This is a genomic window from Halonotius roseus, from assembly GCF_006861655.1.
GTDB lineage: Archaea > Halobacteriota > Halobacteria > Halobacteriales > Haloferacaceae > Halonotius > Halonotius roseus.
On sequence record NZ_SESI01000003.1, the window covers coordinates 357,238 to 373,632 of the forward strand.

Annotated in this window: 17 protein-coding genes; 4 read left to right on the forward strand and 13 right to left on the reverse strand. The window is 64.2% G+C overall.

All coding sequences use genetic code 11. The features are described 5' to 3' along the window. Nucleotides 1-17: 17 nt before the first annotated feature. Nucleotides 18-647 carry a hypothetical protein gene (locus EWF95_RS11895; RefSeq protein WP_142444293.1) on the reverse strand — a complete coding sequence of 210 codons (630 nt, stop codon included), beginning with the start codon at nucleotides 645-647 and terminating at the stop codon, nucleotides 18-20. Beyond that, complete coding sequence (locus EWF95_RS11900; protein ID WP_142444294.1) at nucleotides 644-1,279, reverse strand: hypothetical protein; 636 nt, start codon at nucleotides 1,277-1,279, stop codon at nucleotides 644-646. Before EWF95_RS11900 ends, EWF95_RS11895 begins: the two co-directional genes overlap by 4 nt. Before the next feature lie 86 nt (nucleotides 1,280-1,365). On the opposite strand from EWF95_RS11900, the gene EWF95_RS11905 reads away from it, so the two are divergent. After that, nucleotides 1,366-1,977 (forward strand): metal-dependent hydrolase, encoded by a 612-nt coding sequence (locus tag EWF95_RS11905; RefSeq protein WP_142444295.1) that lies wholly within the window; start codon nucleotides 1,366-1,368, stop codon nucleotides 1,975-1,977. 78 nt (nucleotides 1,978-2,055) lie between these two features. Continuing rightward, on the forward strand, nucleotides 2,056-2,694 hold the full coding sequence (locus tag EWF95_RS11910) for a TMEM165/GDT1 family protein (protein ID WP_142444296.1): 639 nt from the start codon (nucleotides 2,056-2,058) through the stop codon (nucleotides 2,692-2,694). A gap of 42 nt (nucleotides 2,695-2,736) precedes the next feature. Here EWF95_RS11910 and hflX read toward each other — a convergent pair whose 3' ends face one another. The 4 genes from hflX to EWF95_RS11930 form a co-directional block, all read right to left on the reverse strand. Beyond that, nucleotides 2,737-4,032 (reverse strand): GTPase HflX, encoded by a 1,296-nt coding sequence (gene hflX / locus EWF95_RS11915; protein WP_142444297.1) that lies wholly within the window; start codon nucleotides 4,030-4,032, stop codon nucleotides 2,737-2,739. Nucleotides 4,033-4,148: 116 nt separating this feature from the next. Continuing rightward, entirely contained in the window at nucleotides 4,149-4,874 is a 726-nt protein-coding gene (locus EWF95_RS11920) for a ribosome assembly factor SBDS (protein ID WP_142444298.1), read from the reverse strand. Nucleotides 4,875-4,932: 58 nt separating this feature from the next. Beyond that, the gene (locus EWF95_RS11925; RefSeq protein WP_142444299.1) at nucleotides 4,933-5,115 is read right to left on the reverse strand and encodes a DUF7576 family protein; all 183 of its coding nucleotides are present in this window, start codon (nucleotides 5,113-5,115) and stop codon (nucleotides 4,933-4,935) included. A 60-nt stretch (nucleotides 5,116-5,175) separates the two neighbouring features. Further along, nucleotides 5,176-6,582, reverse strand: a complete 1,407-nt coding sequence (locus tag EWF95_RS11930) for a glycerate kinase type-2 family protein (protein WP_142444300.1) — start codon at nucleotides 6,580-6,582, stop codon at nucleotides 5,176-5,178. Nucleotides 6,583-6,877: 295 nt separating this feature from the next. On the opposite strand from EWF95_RS11930, the gene EWF95_RS13645 reads away from it, so the two are divergent. Beyond that, on the forward strand, nucleotides 6,878-7,024 hold the full coding sequence (locus EWF95_RS13645) for a hypothetical protein (protein ID WP_185911783.1): 147 nt from the start codon (nucleotides 6,878-6,880) through the stop codon (nucleotides 7,022-7,024). Nucleotides 7,025-7,046: 22 nt separating this feature from the next. On the opposite strand, the gene EWF95_RS11935 is transcribed toward EWF95_RS13645, so the two are convergent. From EWF95_RS11935 to glpA, 7 genes are all read right to left on the reverse strand, one after another. Beyond that, nucleotides 7,047-8,474: a CRTAC1 family protein gene (locus tag EWF95_RS11935; protein WP_142444301.1), complete on the reverse strand. Its 1,428-nt coding sequence runs from the start codon at nucleotides 8,472-8,474 to the stop codon at nucleotides 7,047-7,049. A 101-nt stretch (nucleotides 8,475-8,575) separates the two neighbouring features. Further along, the gene (locus tag EWF95_RS11940; protein WP_142444302.1) at nucleotides 8,576-9,268 is read right to left on the reverse strand and encodes a CheF family chemotaxis protein; all 693 of its coding nucleotides are present in this window, start codon (nucleotides 9,266-9,268) and stop codon (nucleotides 8,576-8,578) included. Nucleotides 9,269-9,279: 11 nt separating this feature from the next. Beyond that, a complete protein-coding gene (locus tag EWF95_RS11945) occupies nucleotides 9,280-10,551 on the reverse strand; it encodes an FAD-dependent oxidoreductase (protein WP_142444303.1) in 1,272 nt (423 codons plus the stop codon). Between the two features lie 231 nt (nucleotides 10,552-10,782). Then, nucleotides 10,783-11,316 (reverse strand): uracil-DNA glycosylase family protein, encoded by a 534-nt coding sequence (locus EWF95_RS11950; RefSeq protein ID WP_142444304.1) that lies wholly within the window; start codon nucleotides 11,314-11,316, stop codon nucleotides 10,783-10,785. 234 nt (nucleotides 11,317-11,550) lie between these two features. Continuing rightward, the gene (locus EWF95_RS11955; protein WP_142444305.1) at nucleotides 11,551-12,855 is read right to left on the reverse strand and encodes an anaerobic glycerol-3-phosphate dehydrogenase subunit C; all 1,305 of its coding nucleotides are present in this window, start codon (nucleotides 12,853-12,855) and stop codon (nucleotides 11,551-11,553) included. Beyond that, complete coding sequence (gene glpB / locus EWF95_RS11960; protein ID WP_142444306.1) at nucleotides 12,852-14,150, reverse strand: glycerol-3-phosphate dehydrogenase subunit GlpB; 1,299 nt, start codon at nucleotides 14,148-14,150, stop codon at nucleotides 12,852-12,854. Before glpB ends, EWF95_RS11955 begins: the two co-directional genes overlap by 4 nt. Next, on the reverse strand, nucleotides 14,150-15,895 hold the full coding sequence (gene glpA / locus EWF95_RS11965) for an anaerobic glycerol-3-phosphate dehydrogenase subunit GlpA (RefSeq protein ID WP_142444307.1): 1,746 nt from the start codon (nucleotides 15,893-15,895) through the stop codon (nucleotides 14,150-14,152). Before glpA ends, glpB begins: the two co-directional genes overlap by 1 nt. A gap of 280 nt (nucleotides 15,896-16,175) precedes the next feature. On the opposite strand from glpA, the gene EWF95_RS11970 reads away from it, so the two are divergent. Then, nucleotides 16,176-16,395: FGGY family carbohydrate kinase (locus EWF95_RS11970; RefSeq protein WP_246055708.1), on the forward strand; the 220-nt coding region annotated here is incomplete at its 3' end.

Here is a 16,395-nt window from a genome sequence, read left to right on the forward strand (position 1 = left end):
CAGTTTATTTGGCCGAGCTACGTCTCCGGCGACCACATCCGGTCGCGCAGCGACTCGGCAACCCCGGTGAGATGCACCTGGCCGAACAGCGCGACCAGCAGCGCGCCCAGCGAGTTGTACAACATGTCAACGACCGTATCATCCAGCCCGTGTTGGGCCAGCGGCATCGTGAGCCCCGTTTCGGCACTGATCAGATCAAGGGCAAACTCAAAGAGCTCCCAGATCACCCCGAAGGCCAACACCACGATGAACAGGTAGACGAACACGAACTGCGTGGGGATGTGGATCTTGTCGCTGTGGAGGTCGACCACGCGCGCGGCCGTGTAGCCGACGCCGGCGACAAGCGAGGCCGACAGCGCGTGGGTCACGCTATCCCACCACGAGAACTGCACATAGAGCCCAGCCGACCCCAGCGTATGCAGGAAGACCGCCGTCGTGATCCACAGCCCGAGCCACGGATCGAGCGACAGCTGGTAGTTCCGCCGGACGATCGCGGGCAACAGCGTCACCGCCAACCCGATTCCCCCGTTGGTGATCGCCTTCGGCTGGCCAGCATATAAACCGTATACAACGATAGCAAACAGCAGTAGCTGCATCACAATCGTGAGTCGCCGCTGGGTCGACGGCGATGGGCGGGGCAAGATCATCGGCCGATCACCCGCCGAAGCACGCGCCACAGCTGGCGATCCCGGCGGCTGAAGTAGCCGTCGAACAGGATCCCGGCGACGACGCCGGCGACGGTCACATAGAGCCACTCGATCATCAGCGTCTCGTTGTCAACGAGGTAGGCGGTGCCGAGATACAGGTCGGCACTCCACCGGAAGATCGTCCACACCCCGACGACCGCAAGCGTCGTCAACACGACAAGAGCGATCGCAAACCAGTGGGTCACCGTCAGCGACGTGAACATGTGGAGTTCGACGACAACGAGCAACGCGAGCGCGGCCAGCGAGATGTAGGTCGCAACCGTGCCAACGGTGCCGCCGACGAGGCCCCGAACAAGGATCGGTAACAACGCGACGACCAACAGCTCCCAGGGCAACATGACGCGCCACTCCCGATAGGCAAGCGGCGGAAGACAGACGACAGCACCGACGACAGCGACAAACAGGATCCACCGGTAGTCGACACTCAGGAGGCTCTCGACGAACACGACGATGAGGACGGCGACCAGGAGCCACGCGAGTACCGCGTTGCCGCGGCCATCGCGGAACAGCCGTTCGAGCGCGTCGGGGACGCTGTCGGCAATCTGCGGATCAGGCGGTTGAGGGGGCGTCATGTCCAGCCAAAGCGGCGAGACGGCGATAAAGCCAGCGACGCGGGGCCAGCGACGTGTTTATTCCACGCCGACACCTCCGGAAGCCTATGATGCTGCCAACCCACGCGCTGGTCGGACTTGCGATCGGCGCGCCGCTGCTGTGGCTGGCCCCCGAGTCCGCGACCGCCGCGCTGATCGGCGGGCTCTGCGGGGGGATCTGGCCGGATCTGGATCTGTACGTCGGCCACCGGCGGACGCTCCACTACCCGACGGGTTATTCGCTAGCGGCGATCCCAGCGGTGATCGTCGCGGCCGTTGTTGGGTCTCCGCTTGCGATCGGGCTCGCTGTTGCTGTCGTCGCCGCCGCCGCCCACTGCCGGATGGATCGCTACGGCGGCGGCCTCGAACTCCGACCGTGGGAGAACACCTCTGAACGAGCGGTCTACGACCACGTCGCCGGCGAGTGGCGCGCGCCCAAACGGTGGGTGCGGTACGACGGCGCGCCCGAGGACGTGGGGCTCTCGCTGCTGGTCGGCCTCCCGCTTGCCGCCGTGGTACCCCAGACGTTCCGCTGGCTCGTCGTCGTCGCCATCATCGTCGCCATTGGCTACGGGCTGCTTCGGCGGTGGCTCGCCGCGCTCGCACCGGCGCTCGCCGAGTTTGTCCCCGATCCGGTCGACGAATACGTCCCTGAGCGGTATCGGCGCGACGACCAGTAGTTCGAAGTGACAAATGCGTTAGCTACTGTTCGAAACGACAAATATAATGATTAGACTTAGCTAATTTTCGCGTACTGAATGGAGTCGTTTATCAGCATCGTTGGCACCGCGTTTCTGCTGCAGCTCACCGCGCTGCCCGGCGAAAAGGGACAGCTCGTCATCGCCGGATTGGCGACACGCTACAACCCCTACATGGTCGTTGCCGGCGCGTCGACAGCCTTCGGTGGCTGGACGGTCATCGAGATTCTGCTGGGCAACGCGCTGAAGGGCGCGCTGCCGGCGGTGTATCTCGACGCCATCACCGCGGGGCTGTTTTTCATCTTCGGGGGCTGGCTGTTGTATACGACCGTCGACAGCGTCGAGACACCAAAAGTTGCCCCCGAAGGCAGCCGGCTGGCCGCGATCCAATCACGGCTTCCGGAGCGACTCCATGGGTTTCTGCCCTCGTTTTGGTTCATGGTCTTCGGCGAGTTCGGCGACAAAACACAGTTGGTCACGATTGGGTTGGCCGTCCAGTACGGCGCGACACCGGCGATCTGGATCGGGGAGATGTTGGCGATCATCCCGGTGAGTCTGGCGACCGCGCTGTTTTTCAGCAAAACAGCCCACCGGCTCGACCGAACGTGGTTGCACCGGCTAGCTGCCGGAACCTTCGTGCTGTTTGGGCTCGATATCGTCGCCTCCTACACGATCGGGCGGTCGTTTCTCCCGCTGTAAGGGCGATCGCTGCGACACCGGCTGTCGGACGGCACAACGGCGTTAGGCCGATTCGACGGGGGTGAGCGCGGCCGCCTTCGATCTGGCCTGCTCGACGATCGCCGGTCGGGCATCGAACTCCAACAGCACCTGGTCGCCCTCGTAGGATTCGGTCTCGACGTGGGCGTGATCGTAGAGCCACGAAACAAAGCTCATCGTGTCATCGGCCATCGGCACCAGCAAGCGTTCGTGTTCCCAGTCGGGGAGTTCGGCTTCGACGCGCGCCCGGAGCGTGTCGATGTTCTCGCCGGTCTTCCCCGAGACGGTGATCGGGTTCGGCGCAAGCGCGGATAGCGCGGCCTGTTTGTCGGCCAGTTCCTCCGCCGAGAGCAGGTCGGTCTTGTTGAAGACGGTGAGAATCGGTGCCTCGTTGCGCTCGTGAAGCGTATCGTGGGAGGTGACAAGCTTCTCGCGCATCTCGGCAACCGGCTCGCTGGCGTCGACGACGAGCAACACCAGATCCGCCCGATACACCGAATCCAGCGTCGACTCGAAGGATTCGACAAGCCAGTGGGGGAGATCCGAGATGAAGCCGACAGTGTCGGTCAACAACACCTCCCGTCGCTCCAGTTCGGCCCGCCGGGTTGTCGTCCCAAGCGTCGTAAACAACATATCCTGGGATTCGGCAACCTCGTCGAGATCGGGATGTTTCTCGGCGTTTTCGTCGACATCGAGCTCGGCCGCCAGCTGGCGGAGCAGCGTCGACTTGCCGGCATTGGTGTACCCCGCGAGGGCAACCAGATCAAACCCGGAGTCACGACGCTCGGCGCGTCGCTGGGCTTCCTTCTCGGCGATCGAATCCAGCTCGTCTTTGATCGAGGCGATCTGGGATTTGATATCCTGTTCGCGGCTCTCGTCGTACTCGCCGAGCCCCATGAACCCCGGCCGCTCGTCGCGTTTGGCAAGGCTCGCTTTTACCGACGCCCGCGGCAGCTCGTAGCGAAGCTCGGCGAGTTCGACCTGGAGTTGGGCTTTCCGGGTCTGGGCCCGCTGCCCGAAGATCGTGAGGATCAGCGTAAACCGGTCGAGCACCTCGGTCTCCTCGGGGAGGATGCGCCCGATATTGAACATCTGGTAGGGGCCAACCTCGTTGTCGATGATGACCGTCTCGGCGTCGGTACGGACGACCAGCTCGGCGAGCTCAGTTACCTTCCCCTCACCGAAGTGGTGGGCCGAATCCTCTTTTCTGGTCTGGGTGAGCTCGCCGACGACCTCGTAGCCGGCTGCCGCCGCGAGATCACGGAGCTCAGACAGATCAGCCGTGCCGCTGTCGACGCGCTTGGCGAGGACAGCTTTCATCTGGGGCCTCCACGCCGGTGGGGTACCGACCGGTCGAACCGAGGATTACTAACGGCCAGTGCGAACCACGTCCATACCGAACGATGGGCCGGAAGCATGAAGAATGGCTCGGCGGATCACCGGGTTTTGATGTCGTCTTCGTCTTTGATCACCCGCGTTTCGGCCTTGCCGCTGGTGAGCTCGTTGACCATGTCGTAGAAGTCGTTCTGGAGGCCGGCGGGGAAGGTGACGACGCCGACCCACGAGCCGTCGCTTTGCCACTCCTCGCGCTCTAACTCGCCGTACTGCCGCACCTCAGCCTGGCCGCTGCCGGCGTAGTCAGCCGGGAGCTGTACCGCGATCGTTACCTCATCAAACCGGATCGGGATGACCGGGCGGAGGTCTTCGAGGGCTTCATCGACCTGCTCGGAGACGGGCTCCATCGGATCGATGCGGAAGCCGGCTTCTTCTAGGGCGCGTTCGATCCGTTCCGGCGGGTGCGGGGCGTCATCCATCTGGGGGTTGACCGCGTTGCGCGCGATCTGGTTGATAAGCTGTTTGCGCTTCTGTTCCTGCATCTCGCGTCGCTGCTCGGCGGTGATCTGGATCTCGCCGCGCTTGATCACCTCCGGGATGATCTCCAGTGGCTCAGTGGTTCCAAACACATCCTCCAGATCGGTTTCGGCGGGCCGATCACCGCGGGAGGCGTCCTCAAACACATCCTCGGCGGCGATCACGTCCTCAAGCTCGCCGTCGAACTCGTCGCGTTTGATTTCGAGGGCGGCGTCGGGATCGATCAGTACCTCAAAGCGCGCGCCGTGGGATTCCAGCCGCGCGGTGACTGCGTCCTCAAGGGAGATCATACCAAGGCGTTACGCCGCGGGTGGTAAAAACTCTCCCCGCGAGTCGGTTGCGTACCCCTTACTCAAGGTACGTCGCCCGGCAGTCGTCGGAACAAAAGTGGGTGTGTTCGATCTGTCCGTCCTCGACAGTCGCAACGACGCGATGGGTTGGCAGTTCGATGATACGTTCGCCGCAGACCGCACACTCGGGGGCGTCAGCCTCGTCGACGTCCTCCCCGATATCGGATGTCGGATCGACCATATCGGAACAGGTTGGCCTCGGTACGTTAAGCTGTCTACTCGTCGTGACGGATGTTGCCGGTTACGACGGCTCGTCGACGACAACGACCCGCAGATCGTTGACGTTCGTCCCGGTCGACCCGGTCTCGATGCGCGCGCCGGCCGCATCGAGGGCCGCGGCCGCGTCGTTTTCGGCGAGCGCGCGCCGTCCAACCCGCGGGGCGACCGTCTCGCTGTCGACGATCCCGCCGGCAGCGTCGGTCGGGCCATCGATCCCATCGGTGTCGACAGCGGCAACGACAGTGTCGCTACCCACGTTGCCAGCGTCGCTGCTGTCGTCGACCGCGGCCGCAGCTGCAGCAAGTTCAACCGCGGCCGACAACACGAACTCCTGATTCGGGCCGCCAACTCCGTCGCCGTCGACGGTGACAGTTGTCTCGCCGCCGGAGACGACGACCGCCGGCGGCGCGAGCGGCTGTCCGCTGGCCCGGATCTCCTCGGCGATAGCGACCTGTGTTTTCGCCGCCTCGCGTGCCTCGCCCCGAACCCGCGAGGAGAGGACGAGCGGGTCGAAGCCAGCCTCGCGCGCCCGGTCGGCGGCGGCCCGAACCGCGGTCAGCCCGTCGCCGATGATCGTCGTCGTCACCGACCCAAAGATCGGGTCGCCCGGCGTCGGCGTCTCAGCGATCTCGCCGGCCGCACCGCTGTCGAGATGAGCGGCGACCGCCGCCGGCACGTCGCAGTCGTAGCGGTCGAGCACCTCGCGGGCGTCGGCGTAGGTCGTCGGATCGCCAACGAGGGGGCCGCTGGCGATCGTCGCGGGATCGTTGCCGACGACATCGCTGATGACGAGCGAACGGATAGCGGCTGGCTGGGCCGCCGCCGCGAGCCGGCCGCCCTTGATCGCCGAGCAGTGTTTGCGCACCGCGTTGATCTCATCGATCGTCGCACCTGACGCCAACAGCGCGTCGGTCGTCGCCTGGAGGTCGGCCAGCGAGAGTTCCCCGGCGGGGGCTGCCATGAGCGCGCTGCCGCCGCCGGTGATGACACCGAGGATCAGCGTCGACTCGTCGGCTACCTCGGCGGCGTCCAACAGCCGACGGGTACTCTCGACGCCGCGTTCGCTGGGGATCGGGTGGTCGCCAGCGAGCACCTCGATGCGGTCGGTGTCGACGGGCGCGGGATCGATACCCGCAGGCGAGGCGTCCGGTAGATCGGTGATAACGAGCCCACCGTCAACGGCGTCGCCGAGGCTCGCCTCCAGCTCCGCGGCGACGACGGCCGCGGCCTTCCCGCCGCCGAGGACGATCACCTCGTCGTAGTCAGCGAGATCGTCCGCGTCGTCGCCGATAGTCAGCGTTCCGTCAGTCAGTGACACGGCCTCACGAGTCAGTCGGGCCGGGTCGGCGGCCTCGATCCCGGCGGTGAGAGCATCGAGGGCAACCTCGTGAGCGGGGGTAGCTGGCAGGTGGTCGCGGTTCCGGATCACTGTCAGACAACTGTGGTGGACGGACGAAAAAACGTCGGGGCGACCACCGGATCGTGTTCAGAGAAGTCGGTGAAACTGGAACCATCTCGAAAGCCCCGACTCGCTGGCGTCGGGGGGCTCGCTGCGCGCTTCGGGCCTGCGGCCCTGCAGTGCTTGCGTCGCCCGCCTTCCGCCAGCGAGTCGCCCCTTTCAGTCCCGCCCGATTGCGGCTGCTTGGCCTGCCAACGGGGTGGGACTGAAAGGGGCCGGCGGCTCGGCGTGCCCGGACGATGCAAGCACCGCAGGAGTGAACAACGTGAACGACGAGGAGCGCAGCGAGCGCGCGGTCGACCGCAGGGAGACCGCGGTCGCTCGAACGGCGACCGAAGAGAGCCGTGAGAGTCCCGGGAGTCGAGACGCCGGGGGCTTTCGAGGTATTCGCAATCCAATCGCACTACTCTGAACAGTACCGACCGCCGCACCCGCTACTCGCTGGCCGGGTGGGCGATCTCGTGGGTCGTTAGTGTGGCCGGCTCCTCGATCGTTCGCTCCCGGCCGTCGAGCCAGCGAACCGTGAGCCGGCGAGGGGTCTGTTCGGGGGCGGTCGCCCCACCGAGGCCGAAGTGGGCGATCGGCTCCGACTGGCAGAGATAGCCGCTGCCGGCGTCGATCACGCGTCGCTGGCGGCCGTGATCGGTATCGAGGGTGACGACCGCGCCGCGGGCCGGCGCGCCGTACTGGGTCATCGGTCGGGCGCGGAGCCAGTCGTTGTCGGTCGGGGCGTCGTACAACGAGAGCGGCCGGGCGTCGCCATCGCCGTGAACAATCAGGAGCTCCAGCCGACCGTCGCCGTCGAGGTCGGCGACGACGGCACCGGTACCGCGTCCCGCCGGCTCCGAGGCCGCACCGAGCGGCCGACTCTCCCAGTCGGGTGCCGGGTGGTTCGCGGCCGTTTGGTCAGCTGTTTCGCCGCTGGATTCGGTGTCGACGATCGGTGCGAGAAGTCGGTTGGAGTCGCCACAGACGTTGACGAACAGCTCCTGGCGGCCATCGTTGTCGAAATCCGCCGCCAGCAGCGTGCGGGCTCGTGTCGGCGCGGTGAACGCCGCCGGCGAGCGGTCGGTGAACCCTCCATTGCTCGGCACGAAAAGATGGTTGTCAGCCTCCCAACTGGCGACCGCGATGGCGAAATTCCCGTCGCCGGTGTCGACGAGTGTCGCGCCACGGGCGTCAGCCTCGGGGGCAGCCACGCCCTGCTCGGCAGCAACATCGATAAAGTGGCCTTCGTCGTTGCGGAACAGGCGGTTCGGGCCGCCATCGACGCCGACGAACAGATCCATGCGATCGGTGACAAGCGGGGCGGCGAGCAGCGAGCGCGCCTCACAGCTGATATCCAACCCAACCACGTCGGCCATATCGGTGATCTCGCCGTCGTCGCCGAGCTCATAACAGCGGGTCGTTGCCGCGGAGCTGGCGACAACCATCCCGTAGCGACCGGTGCCAAACCGGTCGAGGGCGGCGACCGACCGGCCGGCGGTGAGATTTCCACGGTCGGCGTTGACAGCGTGGGCGAAGGCGTCACACCAGACCTGCCGGCCCTTGTGGTCGATGCGATCGAGCAGGAGATCGGTCGTCCCACAGGAGCCGCCGGCGTCGGCGTTGTGAACGTAGAGCTCCTCCTCACCGTCGGCGTCGAGATCCGCCGCGGCGACGCCGATCGCCCGGCGGTTCCCGTCGGCGATGATCCCACAGGCGCGATCCCGCAGGCGGCCGTCGGCCCACGAGCGGAGCTGATTCGGGCAGCCGACCCCTGTGATCAGGAGAAGCGGCCCGGCGGAACCGGTGGTGACCGCCGCGCCGGCCCCGGTGATCGGCCTGTTGTCGGCGATCGCGGCCGACCGATCACGGAACATAGCCTGATGGAGTCGATCGGAGAATAAGAACACTCGGATCGGGCGATCGAGCGACGCAACCGCTAGTAGTGGCTGAGGACAACAGCTGCAACCGAGGGCGGTTACATCGTTTTGTCGTCAACCCGTTCGTTGACAACCATGTGGCCCCGCCCGGTGAGGAAGACGCCGGTGTCGCCGGTTCGAAGCAGATCGGCGCGGCGAAGCGGCTCGAAAAGCTCGGCGATATCGTCGGCCGTCTTCGGAAGCACGGTCGCGGGATCGAACTCACGGCCGGCGGAGTAGGCGGTGACAAGGATCTCCAGCTGTTGGGTCGACAGCTCCAGCTCGGCAACAGCCTCCCGGTGCTGTCGGTAGTAGTCGGTGACAACCGTGGTGAGCCGGTCGTGGGCATCGGCATCCCAGAGGCTCAGCTTCGTCGTCACGGCGTTGGCGGGTGGATCGATATGCCGGACAACAAGGCTCTCGACGGCCTCCCCGTTGATCTCCTGTTGGCCGTCTCTGAGATAGGTGATATCGGCGAACCGGATCTCGAAGTCAGCGAGATCGCCGTCGGCCTCACGAACCAGCAGCGTCTCGTCGGTCATCGTCAGCCGCGCGGCGACCGCGGGGGTGTCGGTGACGCGACCACCCTTGTGTGCGGGATGGGTGACGCCGGCCGGCGCGTCGCGGATCGCGTCGGGCGTTGAGTCGTCGCTGTCGGTCGGTGTCGACCCTTCGATCAGCCGATCCCGTACCGCATCGTCGGCTTCGGCGGCATCGACGTTATCATTGTCGGCAGCGGGATCGGTGGGCATGAGGGAGCCGTTCAGTCGTCCGCCGCGGCCGCATCCGAGCGGTCGACGACGACATCCTCGTCGGCGGGCTGGCGCGCGCTGTATTTGGCAACGAGGCCGTCGAGTTCCTCGGGGTCGTCGACGCCGGGCAGCCGCTCCTCGGCCGTGATCGACTCGGCGTCGACGCCGAGGATCTCGGCGACGTGGTCGGCGGTCGCTTCGGCCATCATGCGGTAGGTCGTCAGCTTCCCGCCAACGACGCTGGCGAAGTTGTCGACGCCCTCCTCGGCGTGGTCGAGCAGGAAAAAGCCACGCGAGATGCCGCGCTCGTTGCCCTTGCCGGAATCCTTGCTCCCGCGACCGGCCTCGTCGGGGGCGTACAGCGGCCGAACACCCCAGTAGGTGCGGGCGGCCTCGCGGCCCTCCAGGGTCGGCATCATCGCCGCACACTCCTCGAACATCTTCTCGATTTCCCACTGCTCTTCGTCGTACTCGTCGGGGTCGTCGACGGCGACGCTCGTGGTTCCGAGGACGACCTGCGTCTTGTGTGGGATGACGATGTCGCCGTCGTCGGGCTCCCGACAGCGGTTGAGCACAGGCCCGAGACCCTCGTAGTCGACGCCGACCATCACGCCCTTCGTGGGTTTCATCTCGACATCGACGCCGGCCATGGCGGCGCACTCGCCGGCCCACGCGCCCGTGGCGTTGACGACGTACTCGGGTTGGATCGTCTCGTTGGCCTTGCCGCCGACCTCGACGGTGGCGATCTCGCCGTCGGCGACGCTCATTCCTTCTACGGGCGCGTGCGTAAGTACGCGCGCGCCATGGTCGGCCGCGCTCTGGGCGTTAGCCGCGACCAGCCGCGAGGGGTAGATCACACCGTCGGGGACAACCATCGCCCGCTCAACCGAGTCGCTCAACTCGGGCACGCGCTCGCGGGCCTCGTCGCCGTCGATCACCTCGGCGTCGATGCCGTGCTCGCGGCAGCCCGCAAGCTTGGCGTCAAAGTAGTCGGGGTCGTCGTCCGCGAGTTGGACGAAGATCCCGCCCGTATCGCCGATCGCGTGGCCGGCAATGTCCCGCAAGATCTCGTTTTCCGCGATACATTCGGCCGCGCCCTCGGGGTCGGCCTCGGCGTAGCGCGCGCCGCTGTGCAGCAGGCCGTGGGAGCGGCCGGAGGTGCCGCTGCCGAGTCCGCCGCGGTCGACGAGCGTCACGTCGACGCCGCGGGCTGCGAGGTCGCGTGCGGTTCCGACGCCTGTGCCGCCGCCGCCGATCACGAGAACTGTTGTGCTGTGTGTCATAGGATGACTCCGGAGGGACGGGTCGCCGTCTGCGCACGAAAACCGGAGATGATATGTGTACGGTTCCCACGGGCAAAAACCTGTCTCGGTCGGTGGCGGCGAGCGGTCAGTGGCGATGAAAATAACCGCCTTCGCTAACTGAGCGAAACAACAATCAGATTATCGAGGTTTTACTGGTTGACGTGCAAGATAGAAGGTACGAATCACCCAGTGGCTATACTATATACAATTTCACCGAAACTCACGAACGTCGTCAACACATACTTTCCAAAAGTCCATCCAGACATCCTTGTCCCAATGACGGTGTGTGTTGCTTAGCAGGTAGTAATCAATTCCAAAGTAGTCCCAATCAAGCGATAATCCCTCCAGCCTGCGCCTATCGTTCTTGTGTCCACTGGCTTGTGAATGGGTGATTTCCTTATTTTCCATATGGCGGTAGAACCATGTTGCTGCATTTTTACCAACAAATGCAATGCGTTTTGCTCCATGTGTCTCAACACGCTCTACCAGAGTTTCGACACCCTCCCGTACTTGATGAGGTTCTATGTCGCTATCTTTGGGAACTCGGTAACTACTTGGATCGACGATCTCGGTAAGGTAAATTCCGTACTCGCGTCCAAGTCTGCGATATTCTGGCGGATCTAACTGAGTATCGGTGATTCCCGCTTCTTCGAGGGTACCCCAAAAGCGATTATTGTGGTAAATATAGTACGCATCTTGTTGCTTGCTTTTTGAACTTCCGCAGACGAATGTGTGGTGCTTCATGTTTAGTTGTTTCAATCCACAATCATAAATCCATACTGATGGAACGGTTAATGAGAAGTTGAGAATTCATCTTCTGGTTGCCTCACCACCCACCAAAATCTGATAGCAAGATAAATGCTCTACATCTCGCACAGCAGTTCGCAATAGAACTCTGGGAAGACTATTTCACTATCCTCGGTAGGAGACAAAAAACCAGCAACGACAACGAAAACAGAACGGATGGATGAGCGGTCGTTAGACCAGTGCTTCTTCGAGCAGCTCCAGGGGGTGGCGGATCTCGTAGCCAGTCCCGTGGTTCATCTGCATCGCACAGGTCGGACACTCGGTCATCCCCACGTCGCCCTCCGCGTGTTCCATATGATCGAACATCTCCGCGCCGATCTTCATCGAGGTCTCGTACTTCTCGGACTTCCAGCCGTAGGTGCCCGAGATCCCTGAACAGGACTCGCCAACGTCCTCGATGGTCGCGCCATCGAGGTCGCGGAAGAGTTCGACCGCCTGCCGGTCGAGCCCCTGGTTGCGGGCGTGACACGGCGCGTGGTAGGCAAACGCCTGCGGGTCGACCTCGCTTTCCTGGATCGCCTGGCCGAGATCCTCGTTGACACGCAGGAACTCAAGAGCTTCCCACGTGTGCTCGGAGAGTTCTTCGATCCCTTCGATGTCGAACAGTTCAGGATACTCCTGGCGGAGTGCCATCGAACAGGACGTACAGGAAGCGATGACCTCCGCGCCGTTGTCGATGGCCTCGCCGAGCTCACGAACGTTGACCTCGGCCTCACGGCGGGCGTCTTTCAGCATCCCGTTAGCAAACATCGGCGTGCCGGAACACTGCTGTTTCGGGACGAGGACTTCGTAGCCGAACTCCTCGAAGACACGCACCATCGCCTTGCCGACCTCGACGGTGTTGTAGTTGGAGTAACAGCCGTGGAAGTACGCGACCTGTTTGTCCGGATTGCTGACTTTCGAGCCGCCCCGCTTTTTCCACCACTGCCGGAAGGTTTCGGTGGCGAACTCCGGCACGTCCCGTTCGCTCGGGATGCCCATGATCTTCTCGCCGAGGACGCTCGTGATCCCGAGGCCCATCACGAAGTTGGCCAGGCGTGGCACCTTGCTGCCGATGGTAGCCATCGTCCGGTAGTTCGAGAGCATCCGGTTGCGGAGATACTCCATCGAGAGCTTGTCCATGTGCTCCTCGACGTACTCCCCGCGGGCGGTGTTGTGCATCTGGCTCAGCGGGACGCTCGACGGACAGGCGTCGTCACACCGCATACAGTTCGAACACGAGAGGATCGAGTCGTCGATGTCGACATCCTCGTGGCGTTTCAGCCGCCACTGTTCCGGCCCTTGGAACTTCGGTCCGGGGAAATTCTCGTTGACCTCGGCGACCGGACAGGAGGTGTCACAGCTGGTGCATTTGTAACAGTTGTCGGCTCCCGGCCGGAGATCCATATCCTCGCTGGACGGGAACACATCGACCGGCTCAAACTCATCTACCGCCGTCGTGGCATCAAAATCACTGGGTTGTTGTGCGTCGCTCATTGACTCACCTCTCGTTTCGCAGCTCGTTCACGCGCTCGTTGCCCCGCAACCGCGGCGGTCGTCAGCGAGATCCCGCTTTGGGATTTCTCGGCGACCGGATCCGTCCCGCCGACGACGCCGCCAGCCGCCCGGAGATTGCTGAACTCCGGGGAGCCGTCGGCGTCCAGCGGGCGCATCCCCTCGTCGATCCGGACGCCAAAGTGGGCAAACGGCTGGTTGCCAAAGGCTTCCTCGTCGAACCAGTCATACCGGTCGTCGGAATGCGGGATATGACAGTCAAAGATCGGCTCCTCGACGGTGCCGTCACGGTCGGAGTCGATACCCTTGCCGACGAGCCCGCCGGTGGCGAGAATGAACTCCTCGGCGTGGTACGGCACCTCTCGGCCCTTGCTGTCGACGATGACCGCCTCGATCTCGTCGCCGTCGGCCTCGTAGTCGATGACCGGGTTGCCCGCCGAGATGTGGATCCCGGCGTCGTCGACGGCCTCTTTCAGCCGGTCGGCCAGCCGCATCCCGGGGAAGCTCGGCGGCCCCATCGGGATCTCGAAGACATCGACGCCGAGCTCGCGTTCGAGATCGGCCCGCACGTCGGCCGCGTGGTCGTCGCCGAGGAAGGCCGGGAAGCCGACGCGCTCGGCGTCACCGATGTGGGGTTTCACCGACTCGGCGAGGGCCTCACGGGCACCCATCGTTTTCCCCTCGTACTCGACATCCTCGTCGTTGTCAAGCCGCTTGGCGAACCGGGTTACTCGGGAGTCGTTGGCGTACGTTCCGGGGAAGTTGAGCTCGACGCCGTCGACAGCGAACGGCACGTCGGCAGCCGCAAGATGATCGGCCAACATGTCGGCGTTGTACTCGGTAAGCTCCTCGAAGCCGACGACCAGCATATCGCGGCTGTCGCTGGCGAGGCCGGCCGCGGCCGCGTCGGGATACCGGGCGGTCGGTTTGATCGCGCCGCCGAACGTCGGCAGCAACGCGTTGGTGTCGGTGTGGTCGCCCTGATAGGTGTCGCCGACCGCCTCGTCGAAGCGGGCGAGCCCATCGCGGATCGCCGCCTCGCCGGCGATCGAGTAGGGGTGATCGTCCGGCAGTTCGCTGATCGCGGCGAAGGGGTCGGCGACCGGCTCTTCTTCGTCGAGATAGCCGAGCACGTCGATCAGGCCGCTGGCGTGTCGCAGCGTGGACTTTTTGTGGGTGATGAGTCGCACCGATGCGTCGCTGTCGGCCGCTTCGAGGGCGGCCATCGAGCCGGCGAGGCCGCCGCCGATGACGATCACATCCTCGCGGATTGCCATCAGTCGCCTCCCCGCCGGCCGCCGTCGGTTGCTGCCGTCTCCGCCGTTCCGTCGCTCGGTGATGCCCCAACACCGGTGTCGAAGGCGGTGAAGTCGCTGATGACGGTGTCGGTCGTCGCGGCATCCTTATCGCGGTTCATCGTGGTGCCGTGCAGCGAGTATTTGAGGGCGGCCTGTGAGAGCTGGCGGCCCCACATCGCGTGGCGTTCGCCCTTCCAGCGTTCCTGGTAGAGCTCGTCCCACGCGTCGTAGGCCGTCTCCTCGTCGTACTCGTCGTAGAGCTCGGCGGCCATCCGGTGACAACAGAACGCGCCCTGACAGTTACCCATTGACGCACGCGTGCGAAGGCGCACGGCGTTGAGATCTGAGCCGGATCCCTCGATTCCATCTTGTACCTCTGCGCGCGTGACGGCCTCGCACTCACAGACGACCGGGTTCGGGCCGTCGTAGTCGAGTACCTCGTCGGTGCGGGAGCCGAGCCGCTGGGCACTGCGGCGGCCGATCGGCGAGCGGATGCCGAACTCGTCCATGTAGTCCCGCAGCACCGAGAAGTCCTCGCTGCCGGGCAGCGGCACCTCGTCGGTGCGGCACTCGGCGTCGACGCCGAGCTTGTCGCAGACGTGATCGGAGATATCCTCGCCCATCATCCGGTAGGTCGTGAACTTCCCGCCGACGATGGAGGTGAAGTTCTCGACACTGTCGCGGTCGGAGTGATCGAGCAGGAAGAAGTCCCGCGTGATGTCGGTCGAATCGCTCGTGCCGGTTCCCGGCGGCTCGTAGAGCGGCCGAACGCCCCAGAAGGAGCGGATCGTGCGGGCCTCCTCGATGATCGGCACCAGCTCTTTGAGCGTGTCGATCATCAGGTCGACCTCCCACTGCTCTTCGGGGTAGTCCTCGGGGTCGTCGACCTCGACATCTGTGGTGCCGAGGATGCAGGTCGTCTCGTGGGGGACGACGATGTCGGCGTCACCCTTCGGCTTACAGCGGTTGACGACGGTGTCGACCTGGCGGGTGTTCATGATCGTCATGACGCCTTTGCCGGGGCGAACCTCGATCTCCTTTTCGAGGCCGGCCATCTCACCGATCTGTCCGGCCCACGCGCCGGTGGCGTTGACGACGTAGTCGCCGCGGATCTCCTCGCGGGTGCCGGGCTCGCGGTGGACGCGCTTGCCGGGGCCCGATTCGTGTTCGACTTCGACGCCGACAACTTCGTCGCCCTCTTTGAGGACATCCACCACGGGCGCGTGTGTCTCGATGCGCGCGCCGTGTTCCTCCGCGCTGGCGGCGTTGGCCACACAGAGCCGGAAGGGGTCGACCGCGCCATCCGGCACCCGAATGGCCTTGTCGATATCCTTGGCGAGGTAGGGCTCCTCTTTGCGGGCCTCCTCGGCCGACAGTACCTCGACCGGGATGTCGCACTCCTTGCAGCCCTCCAGTTTCTTCTGGAAGTACTCCTCGGAGTCCTCCGGGCGTTTGACGAACAGCCCGCCGGTTTCCTCAACACAGTGGCTGGCGATATCCCGCAGAATCCGGTTTTCGATCATACACTCCTTCGCGCTGGCCTGGTCAGCAACCGCGTACCGGCCACCGCTGTGGAGGAGGCCGTGCATCCGCCCTGTCGTTCCGTGGGTGAGATTCCCTTGTTCGACGAGCGTGACCTCGACGCCGCGCATCGCGAGGTCGCGCGCGATGCCGCACCCGGTCGAGCCGCCGCCGATGACGATGACATGTGGTTTGCTACTCATCCGTTCAATTTCCGTTTGAACTATAATGACTTTAGTTTACCCCCTAACGATGACACCCGTCAATGAATCTGGAGGAAACACCGGCGTCTGACGTTCTGTTCATGCATGTGAGTCTCTCGCAAACTACCCGAAGCAGCGGGGAACTATAGTCAAGTTTGGGCACGGGAGTAACATTTATCACGTTCTTCCATAGTGTTTACCCGTGGTGGTGGAACCGGTCGTAAAGAACGGTTCGCCGCCGACGGGGGAACGGCCCCCACAAGGAGTGTGGTGAATACACATGTCAGAAACATACGTTGGTTCAATTGACCAAGGGACGACTGGAACTCGTTTCATGGTCTTTGACCATGACGGGAACGTCGTATCGCAAGCTTACGAAAAACACGAACAGATCTATCCGGAGCCCGGCTGGGTCGAGCACGACCCGATGGAAATCTGGGAGAACACGAAGCTCGTCATCAACGAGGCTCTCGACAAGGAAGGCCTCGACGCTGACCAGC

Excerpts from the sequence above, each read along its gene's own strand:
- EWF95_RS11940 (WP_142444302.1), bottom strand. The coding sequence starts at position 9,268 with ATGCCCACCGATCCCGCTGCCGACAATGATAACGTCGATGCCGCCGAA.
- EWF95_RS11910 (WP_142444296.1), top strand. The coding sequence starts at position 2,056 with ATGGAGTCGTTTATCAGCATCGTTGGCACCGCGTTTCTGCTGCAGCTC.
- EWF95_RS11900 (WP_142444294.1), bottom strand. The coding sequence starts at position 1,279 with ATGACGCCCCCTCAACCGCCTGATCCGCAGATTGCCGACAGCGTCCCC.
- EWF95_RS11935 (WP_142444301.1), bottom strand. The coding sequence starts at position 8,474 with ATGTTCCGTGATCGGTCGGCCGCGATCGCCGACAACAGGCCGATCACC.
- EWF95_RS11950 (WP_142444304.1), bottom strand. The coding sequence starts at position 11,316 with ATGAAGCACCACACATTCGTCTGCGGAAGTTCAAAAAGCAAGCAACAA.
- EWF95_RS11925 (WP_142444299.1), bottom strand. The coding sequence starts at position 5,115 with ATGGTCGATCCGACATCCGATATCGGGGAGGACGTCGACGAGGCTGAC.
- EWF95_RS11895 (WP_142444293.1), bottom strand. The coding sequence starts at position 647 with ATGATCTTGCCCCGCCCATCGCCGTCGACCCAGCGGCGACTCACGATT.
- EWF95_RS11920 (WP_142444298.1), bottom strand. The coding sequence starts at position 4,874 with ATGATCTCCCTTGAGGACGCAGTCACCGCGCGGCTGGAATCCCACGGC.
- glpB (WP_142444306.1), bottom strand. The coding sequence starts at position 14,150 with ATGGCAATCCGCGAGGATGTGATCGTCATCGGCGGCGGCCTCGCCGGC.
- glpA (WP_142444307.1), bottom strand. The coding sequence starts at position 15,895 with ATGAGTAGCAAACCACATGTCATCGTCATCGGCGGCGGCTCGACCGGG.
- EWF95_RS11905 (WP_142444295.1), top strand. The coding sequence starts at position 1,366 with ATGATGCTGCCAACCCACGCGCTGGTCGGACTTGCGATCGGCGCGCCG.
- EWF95_RS11945 (WP_142444303.1), bottom strand. The coding sequence starts at position 10,551 with ATGACACACAGCACAACAGTTCTCGTGATCGGCGGCGGCGGCACAGGC.
- EWF95_RS11955 (WP_142444305.1), bottom strand. The coding sequence starts at position 12,855 with ATGAGCGACGCACAACAACCCAGTGATTTTGATGCCACGACGGCGGTA.
- hflX (WP_142444297.1), bottom strand. The coding sequence starts at position 4,032 with ATGAAAGCTGTCCTCGCCAAGCGCGTCGACAGCGGCACGGCTGATCTG.